Origin of the sequence: Actinoplanes hulinensis (assembly GCF_019429605.1) — a bacterium.
Classification (GTDB): Bacteria; Actinomycetota; Actinomycetes; order Mycobacteriales; family Micromonosporaceae; genus Actinoplanes; species Actinoplanes campanulatus.
In genome coordinates, this window is record NZ_JAHXZI010000011.1 from 108115 (window position 1) to 134524 (window position 26410).

The following is a 26410-nucleotide window of genomic DNA, read 5'->3' on the forward strand; positions in this document are numbered from 1 at the left end:
CCCCTCGCCCATGCCGGTCACGACACCTCCCCGGCAGGCCCGCCGTCGGGTCCGATGAGGTATCCGAACTGGGCGACGGATCCCGCCCGGTCGATCTCATCGAGAACCTCGGGAGCGAAGCTGGGCATCGGCGGGTCGCCGGCATGCTTGCGCCAGCCGCGCATCGGCACGGACCGGTACTCGAGGTCGACCTCGCCGTTCTCGATGTGGAAACCGCCGTCGCGTTCGAACAGCAGGATCAGTGGCTCGAACGGGTCCGCGAGACCGGCCGGGACCACGAATCCGGGGGTGGCCCGCAAGGCGGCCCAGTGCAGGACGAACGGGATCACATTGTCGACGTCCCAGCCCCCGTCCACGTCGTCGACCAGATCGTCGATCACCCGCTGGCCGGCGCGGACGCCCGGATCGACACACGCCGCGATGTCGAAGAAGGGTACGGCGGTATCGCACTCACGGGCGGCCGCCCACTGTGCCGCCCGGCGGAAGTATTCGCGCAGCAGGGCGCTCTTCGACCAGCAGCGGTGCCCGTGGCGTGCCCAGTCGACGGCGCGCAGACGGGCGGCCACGGCGTGTACGGCTTGATCAGGTGTCATCGCCGCAATCCTCGCAGAGCCGCTTCGACGACCTGATCCAGGTTCGAGAGATCGTCGGCCATCCGGATGCCGGAACCGTCCAGGCCGAAGATCCGCCAGTGCCGGAAGGGCGCCTCGGGCCGCCACTCGTTGGGCGCCAGGTCGTGCGCGCCGGGATGGTCGGGGTTCAGGACCGACACGCCCTCGGCGTCGAAGGCGTCCGGATGTGCTGACCGGTAGGGCAGGCCGGCCTCCATCAGCCGGTACTCGACGTACTCGTGGGCCGCGAGACTGCGGAACCGGGCCAGGTTCTTGGCGTTCAGGGTTCCTTCGCGGGCGCCGTCCCAGAGTTCGGCCACCCGGTCGATCGGGGTGAAGTAGCCCCGCGTCACCTGGTTCGGGCCGAGGGGCACCTCATGCTGCTGGACGAACAGGTTCTGCCGCATGCCCTCGATGACGGCGGGATCGATGCCGGTGTTCGCGGCGACGGCCGCCGTGTCCTCCGGGCTGTCACGGATGCGCACGTACGCCTCGGCGGCCCGCTCCGAGTAGCCCTCACCGTCACTGATGAAATCGGTGCCGTGCGGCAGGTCCGTCCGGAAACCGCCGCTCTGCTCCTCCAGCACGATGATCCGGGTCCGGTCGCGCCACTCCGGTGGCAGCTGATCACGGGTCTGCTGCTCCAGGACCGGATCGTGCACCTGGCGGGTGCGCGACCCGGGCGGCAGCACCGCCTCCTGGTCCCTGGGGAAGGAGGAGAACACCGAGATGTCGCGGGCGTTGACGCCGGTGAGTTTGTAGACCGCGATGATCCGGTTGTCGCTGGCCGGGTTCTCGGCCATGAACCGGACGGCGACCTCCGGCAGGCGGCTGACGCTCAGCACGCTCAGGGCGGTCCCGTCCGGGAACATCCGGTTGCCGTAGATGGGCGACCAGACCGGGGTCGACCAGTCGCCGCGGTAGGCGATCACCGGGCGTTCGGGCGTACCGATCGCCGGTAGTTGCCGCAGGGCGTCGTAGACCATGTCGGCGTGCCAGCGGACCTCCTCGAAGAGCCGGGGCGCCACCTCGCCCAGCTCCCGGCCGATCTGCTCGCGGGCCGCCTGGATCTCGGCGTCGGCCCGCATGACCTCGGCCTTCGCCTGTCGGGCCGCGACCCGGTCGCCCTCGGCCAGGTGACGCCGCACGTCCTCCCTGGCCGCCTGCATGTCGTTGACGGCGTCGAGCCATCGTCGCGCCGCCGGGCGCAGCGGTGAGGTGGAGTCCAGGTGCCCGGGGCCGTCGTGCAGCACCGGCCGCAGCGCGAGGGGCAGCGGCAGCGGCTTCTCGCCCTCGGACAGCTTGCCGAGGTAGTTGTCGACCAGTTGGCCGATCTTGCGGTCGTGCACCGCCCGGACGGCCGGCTCGGACGCCCCGAAGGTCAGCATCTGGGCGGTGATCACGTTGTTGATCAGGTAGTGGCTGTGCCGGGTGTAGACGGTCAGCGCCATGACGTGCGGCTTGGTCAGCCGCTGGGCGAGTTCGACCGGATCGGCGCCGTTGCGCTCCAGCCAGTGCGCCAGGTCGGCGTCGGTGACCCGGCCGGTCTCCAACTGGGGCCAGAGCCGGTCGGCGATCTGCGGCACCTTGTGCCGTGTCTCGGTGAACCCGTCCGGATCGAGGGCGTGGTGCAGGTAGCGGGCCTCGTGCGGCAGCAGGCCGTCGGGCGCGATCCGGGTACGCAGGGTGTGCTGGTCGATGCCGGGGATGTTGCGGTAGAGGTCGATCGCCGTCGGCCGCACCCCGCGCGAATGCACGGCGACGGGCTCGACACCGGCGATGCTGGCGCCGCGGAGCAGCTCGATCAGCGAGTGGTCACGGGCCGGCAGCATCCAGCCGATCAGGCTGTGCAGGAAGCGTTCCGCCGCCACCCCGTGAATGCCCAGCATCTTCGCGCCGGTCAGCATGCGGGTGGTGGTGGCCGAGACGCCGTCCAGCACCGGGTAGCCGTCCCGCCCGATCCGGGTGGCCCAGCCGCTGCCGCCGGTGTCGTGCCAGACGTACCCCTCGCGCCACGGCAGTTTGGTGTCGGCGTCCAACCGGCCGACGACCGACTCGACGAAGGCCCGTTCGAAGCGGCCGAGCGGCGCCCCCAACCGCTCGTAGTGCCCCAGGGTGGTGGCGAGCTCCAACTGTTCGTCGGGGCTCCTGGGCCGCCGGCCGGCCTGGCTGCTGATCACCTCGGTCAGATCCCGGAACGGCCGGTCCGAGCGCATGATCACGTTGGCGGTGGCGAACGGGTGCCGGTTGAAGCGCGGCGACTCCGACGGCGGGAACCGCTCCTCGACGCGGCCCATGATCGCTCGGTTGAGGCTGTGGTCCAGCTGGCGTTCCATGCCGCGCAGCTCGGTGACGTCGATGCCGGCCCGGCGCGCCTCGTCCCAGCGGGCGTTGTCGATCACGTCGAGCAGCGTCCTGGCGAGAGTGTGCGGGCTGTCCCGGTTGAAGTAGGCCGCGTTGTAGAACGCCGTGGTCAGCTCGCGGACGTTGCCGTCGCGCAGCAGCGCGTCCAGCGGCACGCCCAGGCCGACCTGCCCGGCGCTGGTGATGGCGCTCTCGTCGCCGCGGAAGAACGTCGCCTCGACGTTCCTGCTGATCGCCGCCCGGGCCGCCGGGTCGTTGACGTCACTGGTGGCGAGATCGGTGAGCACGTCGCGCAGCCGGCTGACCGCGTCCCGGGCCGCGTTCAGCGTCTCCACGTCGTTGAAGTAGTGCGCGCCGAGCCGTACCTCGAACGTGAGCGCCTCGGGCGTCCACTCCGGATCGCGGTAGAAGCGGTCGTAGCCGAAGGGCGGCTCCTCCGGTCGCCGCCCGCCGATCGGACGGTTCAGGTCACCAGGACCCGGCCGACGGCCACCGGCGTCGGCGTCACGCGCTGCACCACCAGCGTCGTGAGGTTCAGCTCGCGATTGCGGGGCGTCTCGAACTCCACCCCGAGAACCTCCGCCGTCGCCCCGGTCACCGCGTCCAGCAGGCTCTGCCCCGGCGAGATCTGCCCCGCGAGCACCCGGCCCGTCACCAGCAACCCGCCCCGGCTCGGCAGATCCAGGACCTCCTCGATCAGGAACTGTGCCTTCTCGGACACTCTCCCACCCTTCGAATCCCTGCCGGAACCGCTGGAGCGCGGCGGCTTCGCCGGCGAACGCCTCGTCCTCGAGTTGTCGCAACGTGTGCGTGCTGGGGTCGCGGCCCTCGCGGAGCTGGACGACGTGTGTGTGCTCGTGAGCGACGGTAGCGGCCAGGGTCTCCGCGTCGGCGAAGGCGGCCGGGCCGAAACGGATCTCCGCGCCCCGCATCTCCGGCGGTGTGACGGCGCTGATCCGGCCGGCGTCCATGTGCCCGAGCTCGGCCATGTCCGTCACCAGGCGGATGTCCACCCCGGTGAGGTCCAGGCCCATGAGGTCGGCGACGTGGGTGACGGCGTCCGGGTGCAGCGGCACGTCGCTGCCGTTGAAGAGCACATCGAGATTGGTACGGGCGGGCTCGTGGTGGACGGCCGGCCCGGGATCCGGCTCCGGGAACCGGTCCGGGTTCAGCGCGCGGTCGATCCGGTCGCGCTGGGCCTGCCGCTCCGCCTCGGTGAGGACCTCGTCGTCGCGCCGGTACAACGACGGCCGGTCCTCGGGCGCCGGGTCGCCCGGTCGTACGGGCTCGTCGGCCGGCGGCCGTTCCGGGTGTGCCGCGGCGGGCGGGTCCGGTTCGGCCCGCAGCGGCGCCTCGGGGCGCGGCTCGGGCACCTTGGACCCGTGCCAGCTGCCGCCCATCATGGCCCGTTTGCCGATCCAGGTGGCGCTGGAGCCGCTCTCGTCGGTGCGCCCGGCCTGGCTGATGTCGTACGGCGTCGGGAAGTCCGGGTCGCCGAACCGGGTGGCCCGGTAGTCCGCGAGCAGGTGCTCCGCGGCGGCCCGCTGGGCGTTGAGCCGATCCCACGCCGTGCCGGGGTCGTCGATGCCGTGGCGGTGCAGGATGCTGTCGACTCGGCGGGTGTCGCCCTGGAGTTCCGCCTCGTCCAGGCGGGCCAGGTCGTCGGTCAGCTTGGTGAGTTCGGCCTCGAGGCGCTGGAACGCCGAGTGCGCCTCGCTGCCGCCGAACCGGGTGGTGTCCCATCCGTAACCGGCACGGGCCCACGCGTACCCGCCCACGGTCGACGCGGCGTGCAGGCCGATGCGGCTCACGCCGGACTCGGCGTACCAGCCCTCCAGATGGTCGTTGAACGCCCGGGCGAACCCGGATCCCTGGATGCCGTGGTCCAGGGCCAGCGTGACGTGGAAGGCCTCGAGATGCCCGGTGTCGCGGTCGATGACGAACTCGCGGGTGATCCGTCCGACCGGGTCGGGCCGGTCCGGGTGCATGACGCTCATCCGGGCGACCATGTGGCCGGGCTGGGCGTGCACGCTGTCGACGCGTACGTCGAAGCCGGCGTAGTCGCGCCCGCTCAGCTCGCGCGCGAAGGCTCGCTCGGCCACCGGCCCCCAGTGCGCGGCCTGCTCCTCGGTGCGCGGGAAGAGCTCCCGCAGGGGGGTACGGGGTTCGCCGGGGCCTCGTGGACCGTCGCCGCCGGGATCGTGCGGCACCGGCTCCGGCGGAACCTCGTCGCGTGGCGCCGGGTCATGCGGCGTCCCGTCGTCGTCATGGGGCCGGCCGGTCTCCGGCCCGGCGTCGTCGAAGCGCGGCATCGCCGGGGTCTCCGGCCCGTCGTTGCGATACCAGTCCGGCACCCGGTACGCGGGATCCGGCGCCGTGTGCTGCCGCCCACCGATCACCGGGTCGAGGCCGGTTCGTGGTGGGGCCGTTCCGCCCCAGTCGAACAACTGGCGGGGAATCCGATGCCCCAGCGCCTCCAGGTCCCGGTCGAGGCCGTCGATCTCCTGCCGCAGCCGCTGCTGCTCCTCCGGCCGCCCGTGTGCCCAGTCGTGCAGCCGCTGCAGATGCAGCCGCTCGTTGAGCCGCGCGGCCGTGTGCGCGTCCACCCGAACCGCCCGCGGAACGGACGTCTCCGGCCGGGGCTGCTCCCCACCACCGAAGACGCGGCCGATCGCCGACAGCGCACGGCGGACCACGCCGTGCGGCTGCGCCCGGTTCTCGCTCGCGTGCTGGAGCGCCAGCGTCTCGGTGATCTCGTGCACCCACACCCGGGACAGCTGATCCGCCGCCACCCGGTTGTTGACCCGGACGATGTGCGGGTCGTCCGGCGTACCGGACCGGACCGTGGTCTCCGCCAGGGCGCGCATGCCCTGGCCGACCTCCGGCCGGAAGTGCCGGACGGCGCCATCGGTCATCTCCACCCGGACGGTCGGCCCGTCCGGCACGACGTACGCGACCCGGCCGTCGGTGAAGTCGCCCGCCAGCGCGTTGTGCGCGGCCTGGCGCAGGTCGCCCACCGTCACGTCGGGCTGCTGCCATGGCCGCCCATCGGGCACGAAGTCGGTGCCCTCGATCGCGCTGGCCGTGTGCCGGACCCCTTCCGGCCGGGCCGTCTCCATCGGCGTGACGCGGTCGAGGGCCTCGTCGCCCAGCCGGTCGACGGTCGCGGCGATCTCCTCGGCGCTCTTCGGCCGCGGTGTCCCGTTCCGGTCGTGGTCGGCGAGATGCTCGCCCGCCCAGCGTCCGAGCTGCTCCGGCCCGCCGCGGCCGGTCAGCGTCTGCCGCACGCTGTCCGGGGTGAGCGGTGGGGAAGCCGGCGGCTCGGACGGGTCCGCCCGGTGCACACCGACCCCGTCGGCGTCCCGCACCGGCACGTCGGGCGAGGTCGTCTCCTCCAGCCCGCGCAGCGCCTCCGGCCCGTCGGCGCGCGGCGGCGGGGTGTCGTCACCCGGCCGCGACGGTCCGTCCGGCCCGTCGCCGCGTGGCGGCACGCCGTCGTCCGCCGGCCGCAGCTGCGGCCCCAGCTCGTCGTGTACCGCCCGGAAGGCCGCGTCCAGCGCGTCGGTCACGTGCGGCGCGCGGGCCGCCGGATCTCCCGGCACATGCGGCGACAGCACCACACCGGCCGGTTGCGCCTGCCGCCAGCCGCCGCCGTCCAGCGGCTCCAGCGCGGGCCGGACCACCACCGACCGCCCGGGCGGCACCGACTCGTTGACCTGTACGACGACGTCGATCTCGAGCCCGTCGCCGTAGCGGACCCGCAGGGTCCGCGACTCCGCATCCCAGTCGGCGCGGTGCGGCTGGTCCGGCGCCCCGGCCTCGCGGCCGGCGACCAGCGCGCCCAGCTCGGCCTCCAGCACGGCGGCGACCTCGTGCGGCGCGGCCACCGGATGGTCCGGAACGGGCCCGTCGACCGACACCAGACGGTACGGGTCTACGCCGCGTACGTCCCGCCCGCCGGCCAGCTCTCCCGTTCGCGCCGCAGCCGAAGGATCTTCGTGAGCACCGCCGCGTACGCCCGGTCCACCGTCCCGTCCACCGGGCTCCCCGCCAGCGAGACCTTCTCGATCACCAGCACCCGGTCCATCGCCGGGTGACCGAACTGATATTCCACCTGTCTCTCGTCCTCGCGGGTTTTCCGGAAGTCGACCAGCAGCGCCATCCGAGTGCCGCCCTCCCCATCTGTTGTCCAGGTCCTCGCCGGTGCGCGCCGGCACGATGTCCTGCCAATTGTGCTGCTGGTTGGCGGCGTCGTGGGCTTCCCGGTAGTCCGCCTCGGGATTGCGGCGCATGTGGTTCGACTCGGCCAGCTCGTGGTTGAGCAGCACCAGATCCTCGGGGAGGTGCCGGCCCTCCCGCAGCCGGATCCAGGCCTCGGCGATGTCGGGGGAGGCGTCGAAGCGCCGGATCTCGACGGTGCCGTCGTAATCGGTGATCCGGTGCGGCTCCACCATCAGGTGCTGCTTGATCTGATGGATCTCCGCAGGCGTGTAGCCGGCCCGGCCCTCGGAGCGGGGTACGTCCCGGAGGTTTCCGGCGATCTCGGCGACGTCCGCGTCGTCGGCCCGGAACCGGTCGTACGCCCGCTCCGCCCAGTCGTACGCCGCGAACTCGTCCCGCGGCCGGATGGACGCGCCGGTCATCGCGTCACCCGGGTCGCCGGAACGGTCAGCCGGGCCGTTCTCGAAGTCGGTCCGCAGCTCCCGCAGGCGGTTCTCCAGGGACGGGATGTCGGAGAAGTGCTCGCGCCGCCAGTTCTGTGCCGCCGAGTCGCGCTGGTGCACCTTCTGGTTCATCAGCGCACGGCGTTCGTCGACCCCGGCCAGGTGCTCGCGGACCAGCGCGGGATCCACGCCGCGTTCGAGGAGCCGGATCGCCTCCTGCAGCCGCACGTGGTACTCCACGATCGTGTCGTACTTGGCCGACAGAATCCGCTGGGCGCCCTTGAGCTCGACCCGGGTGCCGTTGGCGCGCTCCCGGTACGCCTCGGTGCCCAGTTCGCCGCCGAACCGGTCGAGCATCTGCCGGACGTGGTCGAGCTCGTGCTCCAGATCCAGCCAGCGCATGCCGTCGAGGTGGCGCACCTCGCGTTCCTCGTGCAGAAACGTCTTGCCGTCGGCGCTGTAGACGTGCCGGATGACGACCCGTGGCCCGGCCGGGTCCTCGACCAGCCGGAAGCCGTTGTCGGTGAGGAACCGCGTCACATCCGGGAAGTCGGGGTGCAGCTCCATGCGTACCGTGCCCTGCCGGATCGACTCCGGTGTCGGCATCTCGCCGACCTCGGCGCCGGCGCTGCGCAGCGGCGGTTCCTCGCCGGTTCGATCGGCCGGCGGGCCCGCCTCGTCCGGGTCCCGCGGTGGTCCGGCGGGCGGATCGCCGTCGCCGCGGCCGGGTACGGCGTTGTCGCCGTCGCGTGGCGCGCCGGTGTCCTGGTCCGCCCGTGTCGTGGCCGGGTCCCGGGGCGGCGGCGCATCGGCGTCGTGCACCGGCCCGTCGCCGCGGGGGCCGGTCGGTGTCGTGTCGGTACGCGCCGGGCCGTCCGCCGGCCGGCCGGGCGGGGGAGCGTCGTCCGCACGCCGCTCCGGCGCCGTGCGCTCCGGCGCCCCACGGTCAGTGGCCGAGCCGGTCCGGTCACCCGCGGAGGTCGTCGTGTCCGCTGTGGTCCGGGGTTCCGCGACCGGCCCACGGTCAGCGGCAGGCGTGCGGTCGCCGTCCGGGGCACGGTCCGTGACCGGCGTGCGATCGGCGCCGGGTCCCCGGTCGGCGACCGCTCCCCGGTCGGTTACCGGGGCGTTCTCGGCAACGGGCCCACGATCAGGGGCCTCAGGCCGCGCCGGCGTCCCGGAGTCCGGCGGGTGTCCGCCGTCTCCCCGGCTCCGGTCCGCTGCCGGGCGGTCGGAACCGGCGGGTGGTTCGGCGCCTCGTCCGGCCCCGGCCCCGTCCGGATCAGCCGGTACCCGTACCCGTACCCGTACCCGTTCCTCGGTTCTCGGGGCCGGATCCTGCGGCCTGCCGCCGGTGTCCCGGTCCCCACCGCTCTGCCGTACTCCGGTGGTGTTGTCACCGGACCGCGCGCCGGCGCCACCGCCGCCCTCACCGCGTGGCGCGGGCGCGTCGACGGCGCCGCTCGGGAAGTGCTGGTTCATCGCGGCGACCACATCGGAGCGGCCGGCGATCTCGTCCGGGACGCTGACCTCGCCGCGGCGCTCGAACGCCACGTAGCCGTCGCTGGTCAGCAACAGCCCTTCGCGGCCGTTCGCCCGGGTCGACGCGAGGTTGAAGCCGCCGTTGTCGCCCGGCAGGAACTGCACGTCGGCGCCGATGCGGACCGAGCCCATCCGGGTGTGCGGCATGCCGGGGTTGGCGTTCTCCAGGACCGTCTGGCCGCCGAAGACGACACCCGCCATCGCGCCCTCGGCCGCGCTGTGCCGCACGGCGCCCCAGTCGATCTCGTTCTTGCCGTCGCTCTTGACGTAGTCGATGAGCTCCTGGCCGTACGTCAATCCGCCACCGGCGAGGCCGCCCCCGACGCCGTGCCCGACCACGCCGCCGAACATGCCGGCGCCGTAGGCGGCGCCCTGGATGGTGTGCGTCCTGATCTGGCCCCAGTCGAGACCTTCGGTCCGGTTGCCGGACAGTCCCTGGCCGAACTGGCCGAGCAGGTTGCCGCCGCCCATGAAGCCGGCGCCGAAGGCGACGCGGACACCGACGTACTTGGCGAACTCCTTGCCGAGCGTGACCTCCGCGGCCCGGGTGGCCGCGATCCGGCCGACCGTGGTGGTGGCGGCCTGTTGAACCCCGCGGCGGGCCCAGTTCTGCACCAGCTGCCGGCGGATCTCCTTGGAGAGCTGACGCTGCGCCTCACGCATGGCCTGCCGGCGCAGCACGCCGCCGACCTGCTGGGCGGCGAGCCCGCGCAGACTCTGTGCGGCGAGCCGGTTGGCGACCGCTTTGGAGATGCCGCGCGCCACGATGGTGCGGGCTCCCCGGGCGATCGCGTCCCTGGTCATCGCCGAGGTGATCCGCGGGCCGGCGGCGGCGATGATGCGTGGGGCGGCGGCACGGATCACGGCCGGGCCGACCCGGGTGGCGATCGCGCCGGGAAGCTTGGTGAACAGCGTGGCCAGGCTGCGCATGACGACCCGCAGCTCGAGCGCCGCGATCTTGCTGACCGTGGTGGTGGCGGCCTTCGCCAGGGCGATGCGGCAGGCGGCGAAGAGGCCCGGCGCGGCGCCGAGCGCGGCGCCGGCGGTCGGGATCGCGGCGGCGATCAGCATGTAGATGGAGACCGCGAGCATGATCAGGTTCAGGGCCGCCATGAACTTCATCAGCTCGACCTCGAGCCCGAAGTTCTGGGCGCCGCGCTGCATCTGGGCGGCGCTCTCGGCGGTCTGGCGCAGACCTTCGAGGTACGCGAACCACTCCTGCGTGAAGACCTGCGCGGCGCCGTCGCCCGACCAGTTCTCCAGGATCGGGTTGGCCGCCTGCATGACCTCCTGGTACGCCTCGTTGAGCGCGTCCGCGAGCCGCCCCCACTGGTCGGCCAGGTCGTAGGCGTTGTTGGCGTACGCCAGCGGAATCGGGCCGATCAGCAGGTCAGCGGCCCACGACCCGGCACCGGGGATCCACTCCTCGATCTGGCCGAACCAGTCGAGGATCGAGGTCATGACCTCGTGTTCCTCGTGGCTCATGCGTCAGCGGGCGCTCTGGTTGATCTCGGTCGCGCCCTGCTGGTCGCCGGCCTCGTAGTTGACCATCGCCTTGTTGACGAAGTCGCCGATCTCGGTGAGTTTCGTGCCACAGTACGCGGCGCCGAGCCGTACGGCTTCGTTGGCCGGGTGGCCGTCGCCGTCGGTGGCGTCGGCGACCTTCTTGTACTGCGCCACGAACGGGTCGGTGAACTGGTCGCTCGGGAACGTCTTGGGTTCCCGCTCCTGCGCCTCGATCTCGTGACAGATTCCGGACACCGCCGTGACCAGGTCGGCCCCGCGGTTACGGAGGCCGGTGGCGATGCTGATGATCTCGGCAGGGCTGGACCTGATCTCCACGAAGTTGCTCATTCGCGATCCTCGCTCCGCAGGCGTACGTCGGCGTCGTGGCTGCCGACGAACGTTGTCATGTCGGTGTCGCCGATGGCGCGCAGGTCGCCGGGCAGGCTGCCGCTGAGCAGCTCACGGCTCTGTTCACCGGCGTTCTCGACGGCCGCGCGCACGGTCCGCACGATGCTCGCCGACAGGGCCTTCGAGTTCGGCTGGCGCAGCACCCGCGGGTCGATGTCCAGTTCGAGCAGATGCCCGCGCGGGCCGACGACCGCCTTGATCATGCCGTCCGGTGACCAGGCAGTGCCGGTCACCTCCAGCATCCTGCGCTGCAGGTCGGGCAGGCCCTTGGTGGCCTTCCGCAGGTCGGCCATCATGCCGCGGAGCACGCCCCAGTCGGGTCGCCCCGGTACGTCCGCCAACTCTCTCGCCTCTCTCACCCGGCCGGGCGACCGGCCGGACGATCCGATGGGGATGTCCAGCCGGCGCCGGCCGGCTCCACTACATTCCGGACGCGATCTGCTGGTCGATCTGCTGCATCCGGTCCGCCGACGCGCCGAGCTTCACGCCGACGCTGGCCAGCGCGGTCTTGATCTCGGTAGCGCCCTGGTTCCACTTCTGCCGGGCATCGTCGCAGGCGGTACCCGCCTGACCCTGCCAGTCCTGCGCGAACAGCTGCGTGAACGCCGTGTAGAGATCGTTCAGATCCTGGTCCATCCGGCCCTGGAAAGTGCCGATCGCGGTGGCGACGTCGTTGATCTGACCGAAGTTGTAGGTGATGCTCATGTCGAAATCTCCCCTCAGCCGCGCAGGATGCTGATCACGGAACTGTCGCCGGTGGCGGCCGCCGCGGCGCGGATCTCGTTGGCCGCGTCCTCGTCGTTCACGCCGTACTGCGTGGAGGCGTTGCTCATCTTGCCGGCCAGTTCGTCGAGCGCGTTGATGATCTTCTTGAGACCCTCGTTGAGCTGCACGGAAACGTCCTGAAGAGCGTTGTTGGCCGCGCCCGCCATGCCGCCGCCGCCGAGCGACTGGACCCGGTCCAGAAGCTGCGCCATGCCGGTCGTGATGTTCTGGCCGGTGTCCTCACACCGCTGCGCCATCGCGTTCAGCTGGTCCTGGGTGGCATGCACCTGGCCCATTCCGGGTGTCGCTGACAAAGTGGTTCACCCCGCCTCTCGGTGTCGGCTCGCTCCGATCGAAGCGGCACACGATTCTGCATCGAACGCTGACGGTAACGGTGATCGTCCAGCCACGGCCACCCGGAGTGGCCAATTTGCATCAATGGTTTGTGCCACGATCGACGTTCAAGTCCTTCGCCACCACGCTCCCGGCCGACTACCCTGGCAGCGCTACGGTGTCGTGTCGGACGGGCAGCCAGGACGGGGAGGCAGGATGGGCCACGAACCAGGGGAGACCGCGCCGTACTCCTCGGAGACGTACGCGAACACCCACACACCGTGGGTGAGCGGCGACCCGCTGAAGGTCGATGTCGAGGGCATGCGCGACTACGCCAAGGACATGCTGGACCAGCGGTTCGACCTGGCCGGCCGCGCCGCCCACCTCAAAGAGCTGTTCAGCATGCCGGTCGAGGCGTGGAACGGCATGGTGCTCGGCGAGGCGGCCTTCCTGCGGTCGCAGCTTCTGGCCAACGCCTCCGAGCTGAGCGCCTATCTCGGCAATCTCGGCGAGACCCTGTTCAACGTGGGCTCCGCGGCGCAGACCATCGCGGACATCTACGGCAACGGCGACGCCATCGGCGCCGCGGACCTCAACGACGTCCTGTTCGCCTTCGGCGACAAGAGCGTCCCGCGCCCGGCCGGGCTGCCCAAGGGCATCGGGCAGACGTACGAGGAGGCGCTGCGCGCGGGCGCCGCCGGTGTCGTTCCGCCGACCGAGACGAGCGCCGAGTGGGGTCCGGCGACCTCCACCGTCCAGTCGCCGTACCAGTCGACGCTGACCTCGGAGAACGTGGTCACCGGTCAGACCCGCGAGGTGGTGACGACCACGATTCCGGGCACCGGCACCACGGTCGTCACGACCACGGTCTACAACAGCAAGGGTGGCGTGGTCTCGACCAGCAGCACCCGCACCACGACGTCGTACGACGCCACCAGGAACCAGCAGGTGAAGGTGGTCACGAGCGGCGACACCACGACCACCACGACGACCACGTACGACGGCAAGGGCGAGCTGACCGGCGAGACCGCGCAGACCAGCACGGGCGGGCGCCGCGAGGTCACGATCGACCCGGAGACCGGTGCCCGCACCGAGACGACGTACAACGCGAAGGGCGACGTGACCGACCGGATCGTGATCGGCGCCGAGACCGAGGGGCAGCCCGGCGTGCAGAGACCTCTCAACGAGAAGTACGACCCGTACCTGAACGGCAGCCTCTGAGCACATGGTCGACTACTGGGGCGCCAAGGCGGATCCGAACTACGGATACAGCCCGTACAGCGGGCAGCTGCACTACGGCCAGCACGAGTCGTCGTCGGAACCGTTCACGTCGAAGGCCGACGACGGCAACAACATGACGATCGAGGAGATCCGGGCACGCATCCGCAACATGCACCCGGAGCAGATCTCCGCGCTGGGCGACCAGTGGCAGAACGCGTGGACCATGCTGGACAACGTCCGGACGTACGTGTTGCGGGAGAGCACCCTGCTGCACGACGAACGCTGGGAGTCGCCGAAGGCCCGGGACGCGTTCCTGCGCAGAGGCCCCGGCGAGGCCCTCGCCTATCTGGACGTCTGGATGGACGCCGTCCAGAAGAACGTCACCGCCCTGCGCCATCTCACGCAGATCACCATCGACGCCCGGCGTGACATCGACACCCTCTGGACCGAGTACGAACAGGCGCTCAAGAACGCCCAGAAGGTCGACTTCACCGGCCAGCTCAGCGAATGGGTCGACGTTTCACGGCACTACGGCTTCGAGACCTGGGACGACTCCAAGCAACAGCAGGTCAAGGAGCAGGTCGACCAGGTCACCCGGGATTTCCAACGACGGGCCCAGGAACTCGCCTACCGGGTCGGCAACGAGCACTACGAATACACCTCGATGGTGAACACCGGTGTCGGCCCGCCCTACCGCCCGATGAACGTGGTCCTCAACACGCCGGGCAGACCCGCCATGCCGAACGCGCCGTCGCTGCCTCCGGGCGCGCCGAATCCCGGCACGCTGCCGCCGGGCGTCCCGCCGCCGCCCCCACCGGCTCAGCAGAACCAGCCGCCCGCCCCGCCGCTGCCGGGCGGGGACAAGCCGACGATCACCCCGCCGAAGACACCGTCCGACGCGCCGGAGGCGCCGGCGACCGATCTGCCCTCGAACCCGGGCACACCGAATCCGGTGAACCCGCCGGTGAACCCGCCGATGCTCACCCTGCCACCGCCGCCCCCGGCGTTCACCAACCCGGGCGTGAAGCCACCGGTCACCAGCCCCGGCCCCGGCCCGGCGCCGTCACAGCTGAACAAGTCGGCCGCCCCGCCGGCGCCGAACACGAGCAAGCCGCCGAATCCCGGCCAGCTGACCAAGAACGCCTTCACCAGAGGACCGGGGGGCGGCAGCCAGCTCCCGCCCGGGTCCAACCAACCGCCGGGCAAGACGCTGCGCCGGCCGAACGTGCCGGTCGATCCGTCCCGGGCCAACCCGGGCCAGCCGCAGCCGGGCCGGCCAGGCGAGCGTGGCCGGGACGACCGCTCGGGCCAGCGCACGCCGGTCAGGCCGACCGCCGCCGGCGACGACGCCTTCGGCCGCCCGACCGGCAACACCGCGCCGCCGGTACTGAAGAATCCCGCCGGCGACCGCGACCGGGTCCGCCCCGGCAGCCGGCAGGAGATGCGCCCCACCGCGCCCACCGGCGGTGACACCACGCCGCGCGACGGCACGACCCCGCCGGTGTTGCAGCGGCCCACGCGTACCTCTGAGCCGCCCACCCCGTCGCGAAGCCGGACGGCCCCCACCACTACGGCGGGTCCGTCCTGGCTCGGCGCCGAACAGGCCCGCGCCGCCGCCGGCAACCCGATCATCGACGCCCCCGCGCCGCCACCGGCCGGCAGCCGCGTGTCCAAACTCGAAGAGGTGCCGAAGGAACTGCGCAGCCGTGCCGCGATCAGCACCACCGGTCCGGCCCGCGTGGAGAAGCCCGGGACCGTTGCGCCCGAGCTCAACCGGCGCCGAGTCGGCGACGACCGGACGGCCGGCGTCCATCCGGCCGACGACGAGGCCCGCGGCGTGGTCACCGACGAGCAGGCGTTCGAGGTGCGGACCCCCGGCGGGGGTGTGGTCACCGGCAAGCGCGAGGAGGCGGCCTACGAGCCCGAGATCCGCAAGATCCTGGGCGGCCGCTAGCCTGCGAGAAAGGGGGTTGACCGGTGAAACTGGGGTCGGACGCCGACTACAACGTTCGGGTACGAGCGCGCGGTTGGGACGAGGAGGCCGAAAACGCCTCCTTGTACGACGGCATGTACACCTTCGACCTCAACCAGACCGTCTCGGTGTCGTTCGTGCCGGCTCCCGGCACGGAGCGCCCGTGGTCGCTGGACACGCTGCCCGCGGACATCGCCGACTTCACGACGCCGGCTCAGGCTCGCCTGCTGGAGATCCTGACGGCGCAGTACTCGGTCACCCCTGATCCGGCCCGCGCCGGCACCGAGGAGCAACTCGCCTGGCCCTTCGAATGGGCCGGCGACGGCGATCCTCCCCGGCCGACCATCTTCTACGTGACGCCGGAGGAGTTCACCCGCTACGCCGGCGACCTGGAGGCCCTGTCCGAGTTCGCCGGCGGCACCCACTCCGTCGTACGGCGCTCGGAGGTCACCGGCCACCCGGTCGTACGTTTCCTGGAGCAGCGCATCCTCGCGTCGCCGAGACTCAGCCCGCTGAGCGCCCGGGCCCTCGGCCGCCGGCCGTGAACGGGGCCGCCGGCTACGACGGTGCAGGTCACGGCATCAAGACACCGGCCGAACAGCCCGCCGTCAGCCCGTGAAAGGTGCACTGACGAGCATGGGTCGCAGGCTGGTGGCGTGCCTCAACGGCGGTCGTACGCCGGCGGAGCCCATCGGCGGCTGGTGTCACGCTGGGCGTCGCTACCAGCGACACAGCGGCCGGATTTCGCCTCGCTGAACGTTCAGGAGCCCGGCTTCATCGATCTGGTCCGCGTTCTGCACGACGGCGGCATCGGTGTGAAGCCGGGCGGGTGGTCCTTGTCCGATGCACGGACGGTGTCGACGTGGAAGAGATCGATGGCCGGCAGGCCGTGGGCTTGAGCGCGTAGGACTACGGACCAGCACCCGCGGATGGTGCTGCGCCGGCACGTGCGACAAGGGCTCGTGCCGATCCACCGGCGGCCATCGACTCCCGTCGCATCGACATCTGGAAATATTTACGTAACAATGTTTACAGAAACGGGTCTCATGTCGCTCCTCCCAGCAGATCGACCACTCCGTACGAGAGGACGTTCTCCGTGACAATGAATGCAGATTTCGCGGACCGAGCGCTGTCACGCAAGCGCCGGCGCCTCATGGTCCTCCTCACCGCGGCCGTCACCGCACTCGTCGGCAGCGCGGTCGTCCAGCAGCAGCCCGCACAGGCCGCGTGGAACCTCGTGTGGGCCGACGAGTTCAACGGGTCCGGCGCGCCCAGCAGCGCCAACTGGAACTACAACGTCGGCAACGGGCTCAATCCCGGCCTCAATGCTTTCGACGGTTGGGGCAACGGCGAGTGGGAGTGGTACCGCCCCGAGAACTGCACGCAGTCCGGCGGCAACCTCGTGATGCGCGCCAACTGGCTCACGACGCCCATCACGGTCAACGGCCGCAACTTCTACCAGACGTCGTGCCGCATGACGACGGACACGAAGAGGTCCTTCCAGTACGGCCGCATCGAGGCGCGCATGGCGCTCCCGACCGCCACCGGCTCGTGGCCGGCCTTCTGGATGCTCGGTGACTCGTGCGACGAGACGTCCACGGGCGCCTACAACCCGGCGCAGACCTACTACGACCGCCTGCCCACCAACTGGGCCAGTTGCGGCGAGGTCGACATCATGGAACACGCGAACGCGAACGCGACCGTGACGAACAACATCTTCTGGGATCTCCGGACCGGCGTGTTCCCGTGGACAGCGGGTCAGAACGCCAACTACGTCGCGAACCCCGCCGTCAACAACGCAGCGGCCTTCCACGTCTATGCGATCGAGTGGACGGCCGCGCAGATCCGCTGGTACGTCGACGGTGTGCAAACGCACGTGATCGACACGACACCGGCGACCTTGGAGGAGTTCCGCAAGCCGTTCCACCTCATCTTCAACCTGGCGCTGGGCGGCACGTACCCCGGACAGAACCCCGTGCAGAGCCAGTTCCCGCTCACCGCATCGATCGACTACGTGCGCTACTACCAGGACGGCGGGGGCACGACGCCGCCTCCCACGGGCGGACCCGCGACGCAGATCAACGGGCCGGGCGGCAAGTGCGTGGACGTGGCCGGAAACGACACGGGCGGCAATGGCGCGGCCGTGCAGCTGTGGACCTGTCAGGGACCTTCTCTTTCGAAGGACCAGCAGTGGAGCTGGGACGGCCAGACCCTGCGGACGTTGGGCCGGTGCCTCGACGTCACCAGCGCGGGTACGGCCAACGGCACGAAGGTGCAGCTCTGGGACTGCAACGGCAGCGGCGCACAGAACTGGGTCCAGGAAGGTAACCGGTTGCGCAACCCGAACTCCAACAAGTGCCTGGACTCCCCGGGAGGCTCGACAGTGGACGGCGCGCGACTGCAGATCTGGGACTGCAACGGTTCGGCCGCGCAGTACTTCGTGAAGGCCGCGTGACGGCCGGCCGAGGGGCACGCTGACGGTCAGGGCGCGGAAGCGGACAAGCTCCCGCGCCCTTTCCGCGCGTTCCGGGATACGACCCGCAACGGCTGCGCGACCTCGCGCTGCTGCGCCTCGTGCGCACGGCGTTCGATCATGGCAGAGATCTCCTCTGGGCAGGCCGTGTGGGACAGCAGGGTGCTGCGTGGGCGGTTCCCCGCCAGGTCCACATCAGACGAGGCTGCAGGCGTAAGCGAGGCCGGAGGCGATCTGTCCGGGGCCGGTGAATCCGCCAATCAGGTCGCACCCTCACGCAGCTCATCGTCGTGCTTCTTCGGTGCGGGCGTTACCGGTGTTCCTCCGAGGTTTCGACGTCTCCATCAAACCCGGTGCGCAACGCTCCCCTCTCCCGGAAGTGGTGGTTCCTCAACAGCAACGGACGCCGCCGTCCCGTCTTCGTGGATGGGCCGGTGTCGTGTGGTTGATCGTCCGGCCGGCCGATCGCCGGCGGCGTACCGGATTCCGTTTGTTCCCGGCGTGGCAAGGGCGCTGCGGAGGCCGGAGTATCGCTTTGCGGCGGTCCGGAAACGTCGGGAGTCGGCGCGGCGGCGTTGTCGTCGACTTCGGCAGGCTCACGAGCACTCACGCTGAACGCCTACTCTCCGCTGATTCGGGCGGGCCGTTCGCGTGATCGGTGGCGGCGCCGGCGTCGACGCTGAGGTCGGGGTGGCCGGCCGGCTCGGGAACGCACAGCCTGATCAGTCCCCGTCCCAGCGCTATCCACGTGCGTAAGGTGTTCGGCGTCGGTACGGCGACGTCCAGGACGCCGTCATCCGGCTGCGCCTCGCTCAGCAGCCTCAGTCCTCCCTGCAACCGGCCGACGTCGGCGATGAGCACCGAGCGGGCGCGCCGGCGCATCGGTGTGCCGCCGTCGATGCGAAGAGTCACCAGCGCCGACACCGCGGACATCACGGTGCCGTCGCCACCGCAGACGAACACCACCTGCGCACCCGACTCGACGGCCGCGCGGGTCTGGCCGGGCCCGGGGTCGTCCTCGGTCGTCTCGAACCATCGTGGCGCCGGCCGGCCGGCCTCCGCCGGCGTGCCGTCGACGGTGCGGCGCAGCTCGGCGAGATCGTCGATCTTCGCCGGGTTGACGACGACCGCGGATCGGGGCGCCGGGTTGGTGCGGGTGGTGGTTACCGTCATCGAGCTGGCTCGCTCTCCTTGAGGGTGGCTCCGGTCGGCTCGAGGGGTGCCTGTGTTCGCGTCGCCGGCTACGAGCGGTCGGACGTCATGCGGACGGGTCTTCCGTCAATGTCGCCGGGTCGAGGCGGAGCATGGCAAGCAACCCTCCGTGCCGATCGAGGTCTATGCGGTCCGGTAGCTCCCGGTCGACGAATTCGGCTCGGCCGTACTGGCCGCGTTCTCGCAGAGCGGCGAGCACGGCCGCTTTCGCGATGATCATCTCTGCTCCTGAATCAGTCGTCGGCCATGGGTCGAGGCCACCCCATTTCGGAGCGTCGATCAGACGCTCGCCCATCCGCGACGGCTGCCGGCCCAAGCCCGGCGAACACCAAAATCGAAGATCAGCCCTTGGTACGAGTGACGCGCGACAGCCTCGTGGATGCGTCGGCGCCTCACCGGACGAAGCCAGCAGCCGGGGCCGGCACCCTCAGTGGATGCCGGCCCCGGCGAAGCGTGCGATGATCACTTCTTGAAGGCGTCCTTGATCTTCTCGCCGGCCTGCTTGATGTTCGAGGACCTCTGGTCGGCCTTGCCCTCGGCCTGGAGATCCTGGTCGTCGGTGGCCTCGCCGATGTTCTGCTTGGCCTTGCCGGCGGCTTCCTGCGTCTTGTTCTCGATCTTGTCGTCGAGTCCCATGACGCTCCTCTCCCGCGCCCGAACGCGGACCTCGTCGGCTGACGACATCTCGCTGAGCAACGGTGCAGTACCCGGCATGCCCAACGTCCGGCGATACGAAACACTTCGCCGGCCTTCGATCGATCGGCCGGCCAGGGACGGCGCCGTCGGAGCGGGGTGCCGGCCCGATCGGTTGCTCATCGTGCCGGTGACGTGCGGCTTCCCGTGCGAGACTCGGTGGGTGAACCAACCGATGTGTCAGGCCGGCGTCTAGTGTGGCCACTGGCTCGCCGGTCTCGTCGCGGACACCCGCCCGCGGACCGCCCGGACCCGGTGCGGGTCCTGTTCCCGGCGCTGCCGGCGGACGACCTCGACGACTTCTACGACAACGCGCCGTGTGGCTTCGTCTCCACTCTGCCGGACGGCACGATCGTCAAGGTCAACGCCACTCTGCTCACCTGGCTGGGATGCGGCGGCGTCGATCTGGTCGGCCGGCGACGCTTCGCCGATCTGCTCACGCCCGGCAGCCGTCTCTACCACGAGACGCACTGTGTGCCACTGCTGCGGCTGCAGCACGAGGTCAGGGGCATCGCGGCGGAGATGCGCGCCGGTGACGGCGCCGTGTTCCCGGTCCTGGTCACCTCCGTCGTCAGGACCGGCCGCGACGGCGTACCCATGTTGATCCGTACCACCGTTTTCGACGCCCGTGAGCGTCGTGCGTACGAGAACGAGTTGCTCGAAGCCCGGCGGACCGCGGACCGGGAACGCGATCGGCTCCGCCTGCTCGTCGCCGGCCTCCAGCGCAGTCTCCTGCCCGCGTCACTGGCGGTTCCGCCGGGCATGAGCACGGCGTCCCTTTATCACATGGCCTCGGCCGACGAGGTCGGCGGAGACTTCTATGACCTCTTCCCGCTCTCCGGCGACCGATGGGGATTTTTCCTCGGTGACGTCCGAGGGAAGGGGGTGGCCGCCGCGGCGGTGACCGCTACCGCCCGGTACACGTTGCGGGCCGCGGCCGTCTACGACAGCGATCCCGTCGCCGTGCTGCGCAACCTCAACGCCGTCGTCTACCAGGACTATGCCGCGCCGGAGCACCGGCACTGCACCGTCATCTTCGGCATTCTCGAGCGGCGGGGCAGCGGCTGTACCGCCACCGTCGCCTCCGGAGGCCACCCACCGGCCCTGGTGGTCCGCGCCGACGGCTCCGCCGCCTACCACACCACGGACGGTGGCACGCTGATCGGCATCCTGGCCGCTCCGCGCCTGGTGGCCCGGACGATCTCGCTGGAGCCGGGCGACACCATGATCCTCTACAGCGACGGACTGACCGAGGCCCGGACCCGGGCCGGCGGACGTTACGGAGACCAGGCGCTGCTGGAGTTCGTGGGCGATCTCAGACCGGCCGGCGCCGCGGCGGCCGTCGATGCCCTCGCCGGCCTGCTCACCACGTTTGCCGAGGTCGACGATGACGTGGCGGTGATCGCCCTGACCTTCGGCGAGGTGGCGGCGTGCCCGCCATGACTCCGTTAACGGAGGGCTGCGTTTCCCGTTCTTGGCCGGGGATCTTCCGTGCCGCCGTCATCTCGGGTGATCAATCCGAATCCTCTGTCCGCGCTGAACCATTTCATGGTTCCGAAGATCATGATTACCCCTTGTATTTCAGGACCGCGCCGGGCGTTCCCGGGTGTCGCCGGTTTGAGGAGCCGCGTCGGGGAGATCGGGACTGAAAACCTGACGGATCATATTCCTGCCAGGTGTTCGTAAAAGGAGAATGGAAACAGCGGCAGCGCAACGCTAGCGCGGGCGGAACGGCCCTCAGTTGCCAGATGTGGCGTAACAGGATGACGCGAATTCTGCTCAGTAATGATTCCGTGCGGCGCGGGTAGTGTGAGGGCGAGCAAGCCGCCAGGCGGGGCGACCCGGTCGGTGACGCGCCACCCGTTCGAGGTGGCGCCACGGCGAACGCGGTGGGTCAGCGCATGCCCGAGGCGTAAGGCTTCGGTGCCGCGCGATCCCCGGGCGACCTGGCGGCTCATTACCGGCCGGGCGTATCAGCGTCCCGGTCGGCGGCCAGAGAGATTCGAATTCCCGTGTTAGTCTCCGCTATCGTGAATCCTTCGCTCCGTCCGTCGCCGGGCAGCATGGCGTTATAGAGATCCGCGTTCGAAATGTCCACCGTTCCGCCCTCGCGGGCCACCAGGATACTTAAGACAGCACGCAAGTTGACGTCGCTTAGATATCGCATGAGGCGACTCATTCCTGTTCGGGACCACGGCCTGGCGGATACGGGCGAGGCGATCGAACGCGCTGTTCCGGTCGGCTGTCCGGTGGTGATGTCGGGCATTCTGGGCGACGGGGCGGCGGGTCGCCTGTCCGCCACGCCGGCCGGGAGCAGGTGACGACTACCGCGTCTTCGTCATCATGTCCGGGGCCGGGTCATGTCACTACAGGTATTGACCACTCGTCGCGCTGTCCCGTCGTGCGACCCGTACCGACACGATGTTGGCCAGGTTGACGAGTACGGCGTTCTCGTCGGTCTCCCGGTTGTACCTGGCATGGGTGAGGATCAGGGTGCGTCGCTCGTCCAGCGCCCGGGCGATCGCCTCGATCGCTTCGTCCGGCCCCTGAAAGTCGCTGGTCAGCACCGCCACGTCCTCACCGCCCATCGGATGGAACCGGATGATCATTTCAGTGTTGTCAGACATGGTCGTCTCCTCACGCCGTTTCCCGCATACCCGATGTCACCGCCGAGATGCCGGAGCGACGCCGTCTTCCGCATCTTTCGTCACTCCGGGCCTGGACGGCCCGTCACCGGCCGGTGCGGGCCTTGCGCTCGGCGCGGGCCGGTGCGCCGACCTGGTGGAGGTATCGCAGTGCCTGCCGGTAGGACGTGGTGAGGCTGGTCTGCTCGTACGGCACGCCGATCTCCGCGCAGTAGGCCTGGACGATGGGCTGGGCCTTGCGGAGATTGGGTGCCGGCATGCCGGGGAACAGGTGGTGCTCGATCTGGTAGTTCAGGCCGCCCAGCGCCGCGTCGGTGAACCGGCCACCCCGGACGTTGCGGGAGGTCAGTACCTGCTTGCGCAGGAAGTCCTCGTCACCGGCCGGGTGCGGCATTCCCTTGTGGTTGGGTGCGAAGGTCATCCCGAGGTAGAGGCCGAAAAAGGCCTGGTGAAGCATTAGGAAGCCGAGGGCCGGCAAAGGCGGCAGGACGATCAGCAGTGCGGCGAGGTAGCCGGCGGCATGCATGATCAGCAGGGCGCTCTCCAGGCGGGGGCGTTTCACGATTCCGCCGCGCAGGGCTTTGACGCTGGAGATCTTCAGGTCGACGGCGAGCAGGGTGAGCAGCGGGAAGAAGAGTACGGCCTGGTGCCGGGTGACGAAGCCTTTCAGCCCACGCCGTCCCAGCGCTGATTCGGTGGCCCAGATGAGCACCTCGGGAGCCACATCCGGGTCGAGGTCGTCGTGATTGGGGTTGTTGTGGTGGCGGGTGTGCTTCTCCATCCACCAGCCGTAGCTCATCCCGATGCCGAGGTTGCCCGCGATGCGGCCGGCGATCTCTCCCGGCCGCTTAGTGCGGAAGACCTGCCGGTGAGCGAGGTCGTGTGCCAGGAGCCCCACCTGGGTGAAGGTGATGGCCAGGAACGCCGCCGTCACCATCTGCCACCAGGACGAGCCGATGAGGAAGAACGCGGTCCACCCGCCGAGGAACATGAGTGCGACGACGCTGATCCGGGCGACGTAGTAGGCGGCCCGGCGTTCCATGAGGCCTTCCGCGTTGATGCGGCGGGCCAGGACGGCGAAGTCGCTGCCGGCCGTTGCCGCCCGCGGCGCCGCGGCGGTCGCCGATGTCAGAGTTGTCATGTGTCCATCGAACCGCTCAGGACGGCAATCGTCAGGAGCGCTATGACCCTTGGCCCGGTGGTGCTAGCACCACCATCGCAGCCCGGCATCGGCGGGAGGCCGTGGAGTTCGTGAGAGTGCGCATCGACGGTGTACGTCTTGGCCGTTGGGCCTGGCGAGGCGTGCGTGGTGTGCTGGACGGCATGGCGGCGTTCGGCTTGGCGCTCACCAACGTTCCGCTGCTGGCGGTCTCGGTCGTGGCGTTGGCGCTGGCGCCGGTGCCGTACCTCGGGCTGGCTCTGGTCCCGTGGACGATGACGCTGGTCCGCAAGCGCACCGACCTGGAGCGCAGGCGCGCGTCCCAGACCGGTGTGCTGGTGACCCGCCCCTACCATCCGCTTCCGGAACGCGCGGTCGCCGATGGCTGGGAGCGGTTCCGGTGGACCGTGACGGATCCGGCCACGTGGCGCGATCTGGCCTGGCTGGCGCCCGGAGCCGTCGTCGGGCTGATCCTCGGGGCGATCGGTGTGCTGGTGCCGTTGTACGGGCTTCTGGGACTGACCCTGACGCCGTCGTGGATCTGGCTCGGCACCGGCTGGTACGGCTACGGCGCCGTCTGGTCCATCGACACGTTCCTCGCCGGTCTGCTGTCCGTGCCGCAAGGCGCGGTGATCCTCACGGCCGGGCTGTGGGTGGCGCCGTGGCTGCGTCGCGTCGACGCGCTGTTCGCCCGGCTTCTCCTCGCGCCCACCAGTGCGGCCGAGCTTCGTCTGCGCGTCACCCAGTTGACGGTCACGCGCGCCGGCACGGTGGACGCCCAGGCGGCGGAGCTGCGCCGCATCGAACGTGACCTGCACGACGGCGCACAGGCCCGTCTCGTATCGTTGAGCATGATGATCGGGCTGGCCGACAACCTCATCGACCGCGACCCGGCCGAAGCCCACAAGCTGCTCGCCGAGGCCCGGGAGTCCAGCAGAGCCGCGCTGGGCGAGCTGCGTGACCTCGTCCGCGGTATCCACCCACCGGTGCTCGCCGAACGCGGTCTCGACGGCGCGGTCCGGGCGCTGGCGCTCAGCCTGCCGATCCCGATCACCGTTGACGTCGACCTGCCGGGCCGGCCCGACCTGCCACTGGAGTCCGCGGCCTACTTCGCCGTCGCCGAAGCGCTGACCAACGTCATCCGGCACAGCCGCGCCCACCACGGGTCGGTGTTCTCCCGGCATGCGGCCGGTGTGCTCACGATGGTCGTCACCGACGACGGCAGAGGCGGCGCCGACCCGGCCGCCGGCACCGGACTGCGCGGTATCGAACGTCGCCTCGCCGCCTTCGACGGCACGATCAAGCTGTCGAGCCCGCCCGGAGGACCGACCGTCATCACCATGGAGTTGCCGTGCGCGTTGTGATCGCCGAGGACCACGCCCTGCTGCGGGACGGCCTGACCCGGCTGCTGGGCGCTTTCGACTTCGACGTCGTCGCCGTCGTCGACAACGGCCCCGCCCTGTTGCCCGCACTGCTCGAGCACCGGCCCGACGTGGCTGTCCTGGACGTACGCCTTCCGCCCACCTTCACCGACGAAGGCCTGCAGGCGGCCATCGCCGCCCGGACTCGACTGCCGGGCCTGCCGGTTCTCATGCTGTCGCAGCACGTGGAGCCGCTGTACGCGCGGGAGCTTCTCAGCACGCCGCACGGCGGGATCGGATACCTGCTCAAGGACCGGGTCGCCGACGTCGGTGACTTCGTCGACGCCGTCCACCGGGTGGCCGGCGGCGGCACCGCCATGGACCCCGAGGTGATCTCGCGACTGGTCGCCCGCCGGGAGCCGCTGGCGGTGCTGACCGCCCGGGAACGTGAAGTGCTCGGCGAGATGGCACAGGGCCGGTCCAACGCCGCGATCGCCACCAACCTGGGCATCACGGAGAAGGCCGTGAGCAAGCACATCAACAACATGTTGACCAAACTCGACATGCCTCCCTCCGACGACGACAACCGCCGGGTGCTGGCCGTGCTGGCCTACCTGAACGCGTGACGGCGTGTGCCGGGTCAGCCGGCGGGCGGCCCGGTCCGGCCGGCGATCCACCGCACCACCGCGACCACCGCGACAGCGGCGAGGACGAAGATCAAACCGGCTCGACATCCACCGTCTCATCCTTACGGACCGGTCTCCGTCGGCCGCAAAATCGGTGCCGGGTATCGCCGGCCCGGAAACCGGCGGCAAAATTCCGGGTCGGCCGCCGAATGTGTGTGCTACGGTTGCGTCGTTGCAGTTTTGATTTCCGTAGACGTTTTCGGCGCCTGATGGGTTATCTGAGCCCTTCCAGGCGCTTTTTCGTTTTCCGCGTCGTTTCGACGCGGGTGATCAACGCGGCGGCGTGAGAGTCCGCACAGTGCGGATTCCGACAGCTTGCTAAGGAAAAAGACATGGCTACAGGTACCGTGAAGTGGTTCAACGGCGACAAGGGCTTCGGCTTCATCACTCAGGATGGCGGCGGCGCCGACGTGTTCGCCCACTTCTCGGCGATCTCGGCGAGCGGCTTCCGTAGCCTCGACGAGAACCAGCGGGTGGAGTTCGAGATCACGCAGGGCCAGAAGGGCCCGCAGGCCGAGAACATCCGCGTTATCTGATTCACAGACTACCGGCGGCGGCTCGACTGGTTCAGCGAGCCGTCGTCGGTATTTTCCCGCATCTTCAATTCCGCGGCCCGCGCTTGGATGTGACGTGCCGTTCGAGAAAATTCCCTGTGGCGACGATCGATAAGGCGCCGCACGCGCCTTTTCCCGCCCTTTTTCCAACCTCTCGTGTTTCCGTCGCCCGGCTCCCGGACGACATCACACTCACCGCGGTCGACCTCGCTACCGCACCCCCAACAGAGTGGCCCGGGCC

General features: G+C 70.3%; 19 protein-coding genes. 8 read left to right on the forward strand and 11 right to left on the reverse strand.

Going from position 1 to position 26410, the window contains the following annotated elements; translation table 11 throughout:
• Nucleotides 1-17: 17 nt before the first annotated feature.
• The 6 genes from KZ829_RS21630 to KZ829_RS21655 form a co-directional block, all read right to left on the reverse strand.
• Nucleotides 18-593 (reverse strand): hypothetical protein, encoded by a 576-nt coding sequence (locus KZ829_RS21630; protein ID WP_220145748.1) that lies wholly within the window; start codon nucleotides 591-593, stop codon nucleotides 18-20.
• On the reverse strand, nucleotides 590-10642 hold the full coding sequence (locus KZ829_RS21635; RefSeq protein ID WP_220145749.1) for a WXG100-like domain-containing protein: 10053 nt from the start codon (nucleotides 10640-10642) through the stop codon (nucleotides 590-592). The genes KZ829_RS21630 and KZ829_RS21635 overlap by 4 nt, the downstream gene beginning before the upstream one ends.
• A 27-nt stretch (nucleotides 10643-10669) precedes the next feature.
• On the reverse strand, nucleotides 10670-11035 hold the full coding sequence (locus tag KZ829_RS21640) for a hypothetical protein (RefSeq protein WP_183221802.1): 366 nt from the start codon (nucleotides 11033-11035) through the stop codon (nucleotides 10670-10672).
• The gene (locus KZ829_RS21645) at nucleotides 11032-11436 is read right to left on the reverse strand and encodes a YbaB/EbfC family nucleoid-associated protein (RefSeq protein ID WP_220145750.1); all 405 of its coding nucleotides are present in this window, start codon (nucleotides 11434-11436) and stop codon (nucleotides 11032-11034) included. Before KZ829_RS21645 ends, KZ829_RS21640 begins: the two co-directional genes overlap by 4 nt.
• Before the next feature lie 79 nt (nucleotides 11437-11515).
• A complete protein-coding gene (locus KZ829_RS21650) occupies nucleotides 11516-11800 on the reverse strand; it encodes a WXG100 family type VII secretion target (protein ID WP_220145751.1) in 285 nt (94 codons plus the stop codon).
• Nucleotides 11801-11814: 14 nt separating this feature from the next.
• Nucleotides 11815-12156, reverse strand: coding sequence for a WXG100 family type VII secretion target (locus tag KZ829_RS21655; RefSeq protein WP_183221805.1), 342 nt, complete (start codon nucleotides 12154-12156; stop codon nucleotides 11815-11817).
• A 253-nt stretch (nucleotides 12157-12409) separates the two neighbouring features.
• On the opposite strand from KZ829_RS21655, the gene KZ829_RS21660 reads away from it, so the two are divergent.
• The 4 genes from KZ829_RS21660 to KZ829_RS21675 all read left to right on the forward strand — a co-directional run bounded on the left by KZ829_RS21660 (nucleotide 12410) and on the right by KZ829_RS21675 (nucleotide 17841).
• Nucleotides 12410-13414 (forward strand): hypothetical protein, encoded by a 1005-nt coding sequence (locus KZ829_RS21660; RefSeq protein ID WP_220145752.1) that lies wholly within the window; start codon nucleotides 12410-12412, stop codon nucleotides 13412-13414.
• A 4-nt stretch (nucleotides 13415-13418) separates the two neighbouring features.
• The gene (locus tag KZ829_RS21665) at nucleotides 13419-15368 is read left to right on the forward strand and encodes a hypothetical protein (protein ID WP_220145753.1); all 1950 of its coding nucleotides are present in this window, start codon (nucleotides 13419-13421) and stop codon (nucleotides 15366-15368) included.
• A 23-nt stretch (nucleotides 15369-15391) separates the two neighbouring features.
• Nucleotides 15392-15931 (forward strand): hypothetical protein, encoded by a 540-nt coding sequence (locus KZ829_RS21670; RefSeq protein WP_220145754.1) that lies wholly within the window; start codon nucleotides 15392-15394, stop codon nucleotides 15929-15931.
• A gap of 557 nt (nucleotides 15932-16488) precedes the next feature.
• Nucleotides 16489-17841: a ricin-type beta-trefoil lectin domain protein gene (locus KZ829_RS21675; RefSeq protein ID WP_246636076.1), complete on the forward strand. Its 1353-nt coding sequence runs from the start codon at nucleotides 16489-16491 to the stop codon at nucleotides 17839-17841.
• 624 nt (nucleotides 17842-18465) lie between these two features.
• On the opposite strand, the gene KZ829_RS21680 is transcribed toward KZ829_RS21675, so the two are convergent.
• The 3 genes from KZ829_RS21680 to KZ829_RS21690 all read right to left on the reverse strand — a co-directional run bounded on the left by KZ829_RS21680 (nucleotide 18466) and on the right by KZ829_RS21690 (nucleotide 19707).
• Nucleotides 18466-19032 carry a diacylglycerol kinase family protein gene (locus KZ829_RS21680; RefSeq protein ID WP_220145756.1) on the reverse strand — a complete coding sequence of 189 codons (567 nt, stop codon included), beginning with the start codon at nucleotides 19030-19032 and terminating at the stop codon, nucleotides 18466-18468.
• A gap of 85 nt (nucleotides 19033-19117) precedes the next feature.
• Nucleotides 19118-19291, reverse strand: a complete 174-nt coding sequence (locus KZ829_RS21685) for a hypothetical protein (protein ID WP_220145757.1) — start codon at nucleotides 19289-19291, stop codon at nucleotides 19118-19120.
• 242 nt (nucleotides 19292-19533) lie between these two features.
• Entirely contained in the window at nucleotides 19534-19707 is a 174-nt protein-coding gene (locus KZ829_RS21690; RefSeq protein ID WP_220145758.1) for a CsbD family protein, read from the reverse strand.
• Nucleotides 19708-20019: 312 nt separating this feature from the next.
• On the opposite strand from KZ829_RS21690, the gene KZ829_RS21695 reads away from it, so the two are divergent.
• On the forward strand, nucleotides 20020-21207 hold the full coding sequence (locus tag KZ829_RS21695) for a PP2C family protein-serine/threonine phosphatase (RefSeq protein WP_308285603.1): 1188 nt from the start codon (nucleotides 20020-20022) through the stop codon (nucleotides 21205-21207).
• A 923-nt stretch (nucleotides 21208-22130) separates the two neighbouring features.
• Here KZ829_RS21695 and KZ829_RS21705 read toward each other — a convergent pair.
• A complete protein-coding gene (locus tag KZ829_RS21705) occupies nucleotides 22131-22391 on the reverse strand; it encodes a hypothetical protein (RefSeq protein WP_220145761.1) in 261 nt (86 codons plus the stop codon).
• A 103-nt stretch (nucleotides 22392-22494) separates the two neighbouring features.
• Complete coding sequence (locus KZ829_RS21710; RefSeq protein WP_220145762.1) at nucleotides 22495-23550, reverse strand: fatty acid desaturase family protein; 1056 nt, start codon at nucleotides 23548-23550, stop codon at nucleotides 22495-22497.
• Between the two features lie 161 nt (nucleotides 23551-23711).
• On the opposite strand from KZ829_RS21710, the gene KZ829_RS21715 reads away from it, so the two are divergent.
• From KZ829_RS21715 to KZ829_RS21725, 3 genes are all read left to right on the forward strand, one after another.
• Entirely contained in the window at nucleotides 23712-24932 is a 1221-nt protein-coding gene (locus KZ829_RS21715) for a sensor histidine kinase (RefSeq protein WP_308285604.1), read from the forward strand.
• Nucleotides 24920-25555, forward strand: a complete 636-nt coding sequence (locus KZ829_RS21720) for a response regulator transcription factor (RefSeq protein ID WP_220145763.1) — start codon at nucleotides 24920-24922, stop codon at nucleotides 25553-25555. Before KZ829_RS21715 ends, KZ829_RS21720 begins: the two co-directional genes overlap by 13 nt.
• A gap of 392 nt (nucleotides 25556-25947) precedes the next feature.
• Complete coding sequence (locus tag KZ829_RS21725) at nucleotides 25948-26151, forward strand: cold-shock protein (protein ID WP_204298609.1); 204 nt, start codon at nucleotides 25948-25950, stop codon at nucleotides 26149-26151.
• Nucleotides 26152-26410 lie beyond the last annotated feature (259 nt).

Bases quoted from the DNA above. Each gene is read 5' to 3' on its own strand.
- KZ829_RS21675 (WP_246636076.1), top strand. From the start codon at position 16,489: ATGAATGCAGATTTCGCGGACCGAGCGCTGTCACGCAAGCGCCGGCGC.
- KZ829_RS21630 (WP_220145748.1), bottom strand. From the start codon at position 593: ATGACACCTGATCAAGCCGTACACGCCGTGGCCGCCCGTCTGCGCGCC.
- KZ829_RS21710 (WP_220145762.1), bottom strand. From the start codon at position 23,550: ATGACAACTCTGACATCGGCGACCGCCGCGGCGCCGCGGGCGGCAACG.
- KZ829_RS21705 (WP_220145761.1), bottom strand. From the start codon at position 22,391: ATGTCTGACAACACTGAAATGATCATCCGGTTCCATCCGATGGGCGGT.
- KZ829_RS21660 (WP_220145752.1), top strand. From the start codon at position 12,410: ATGGGCCACGAACCAGGGGAGACCGCGCCGTACTCCTCGGAGACGTAC.
- KZ829_RS21665 (WP_220145753.1), top strand. From the start codon at position 13,419: ATGGTCGACTACTGGGGCGCCAAGGCGGATCCGAACTACGGATACAGC.
- KZ829_RS21655 (WP_183221805.1), bottom strand. From the start codon at position 12,156: ATGGGCCAGGTGCATGCCACCCAGGACCAGCTGAACGCGATGGCGCAG.
- KZ829_RS21680 (WP_220145756.1), bottom strand. From the start codon at position 19,032: ATGACGGTAACCACCACCCGCACCAACCCGGCGCCCCGATCCGCGGTC.
- KZ829_RS21725 (WP_204298609.1), top strand. From the start codon at position 25,948: ATGGCTACAGGTACCGTGAAGTGGTTCAACGGCGACAAGGGCTTCGGC.
- KZ829_RS21690 (WP_220145758.1), bottom strand. From the start codon at position 19,707: ATGGGACTCGACGACAAGATCGAGAACAAGACGCAGGAAGCCGCCGGC.
- KZ829_RS21650 (WP_220145751.1), bottom strand. From the start codon at position 11,800: ATGAGCATCACCTACAACTTCGGTCAGATCAACGACGTCGCCACCGCG.
- KZ829_RS21635 (WP_220145749.1), bottom strand. From the start codon at position 10,642: ATGACCTCGATCCTCGACTGGTTCGGCCAGATCGAGGAGTGGATCCCC.
- KZ829_RS21685 (WP_220145757.1), bottom strand. From the start codon at position 19,291: ATGATCATCGCGAAAGCGGCCGTGCTCGCCGCTCTGCGAGAACGCGGC.
- KZ829_RS21640 (WP_183221802.1), bottom strand. From the start codon at position 11,035: ATGAGCAACTTCGTGGAGATCAGGTCCAGCCCTGCCGAGATCATCAGC.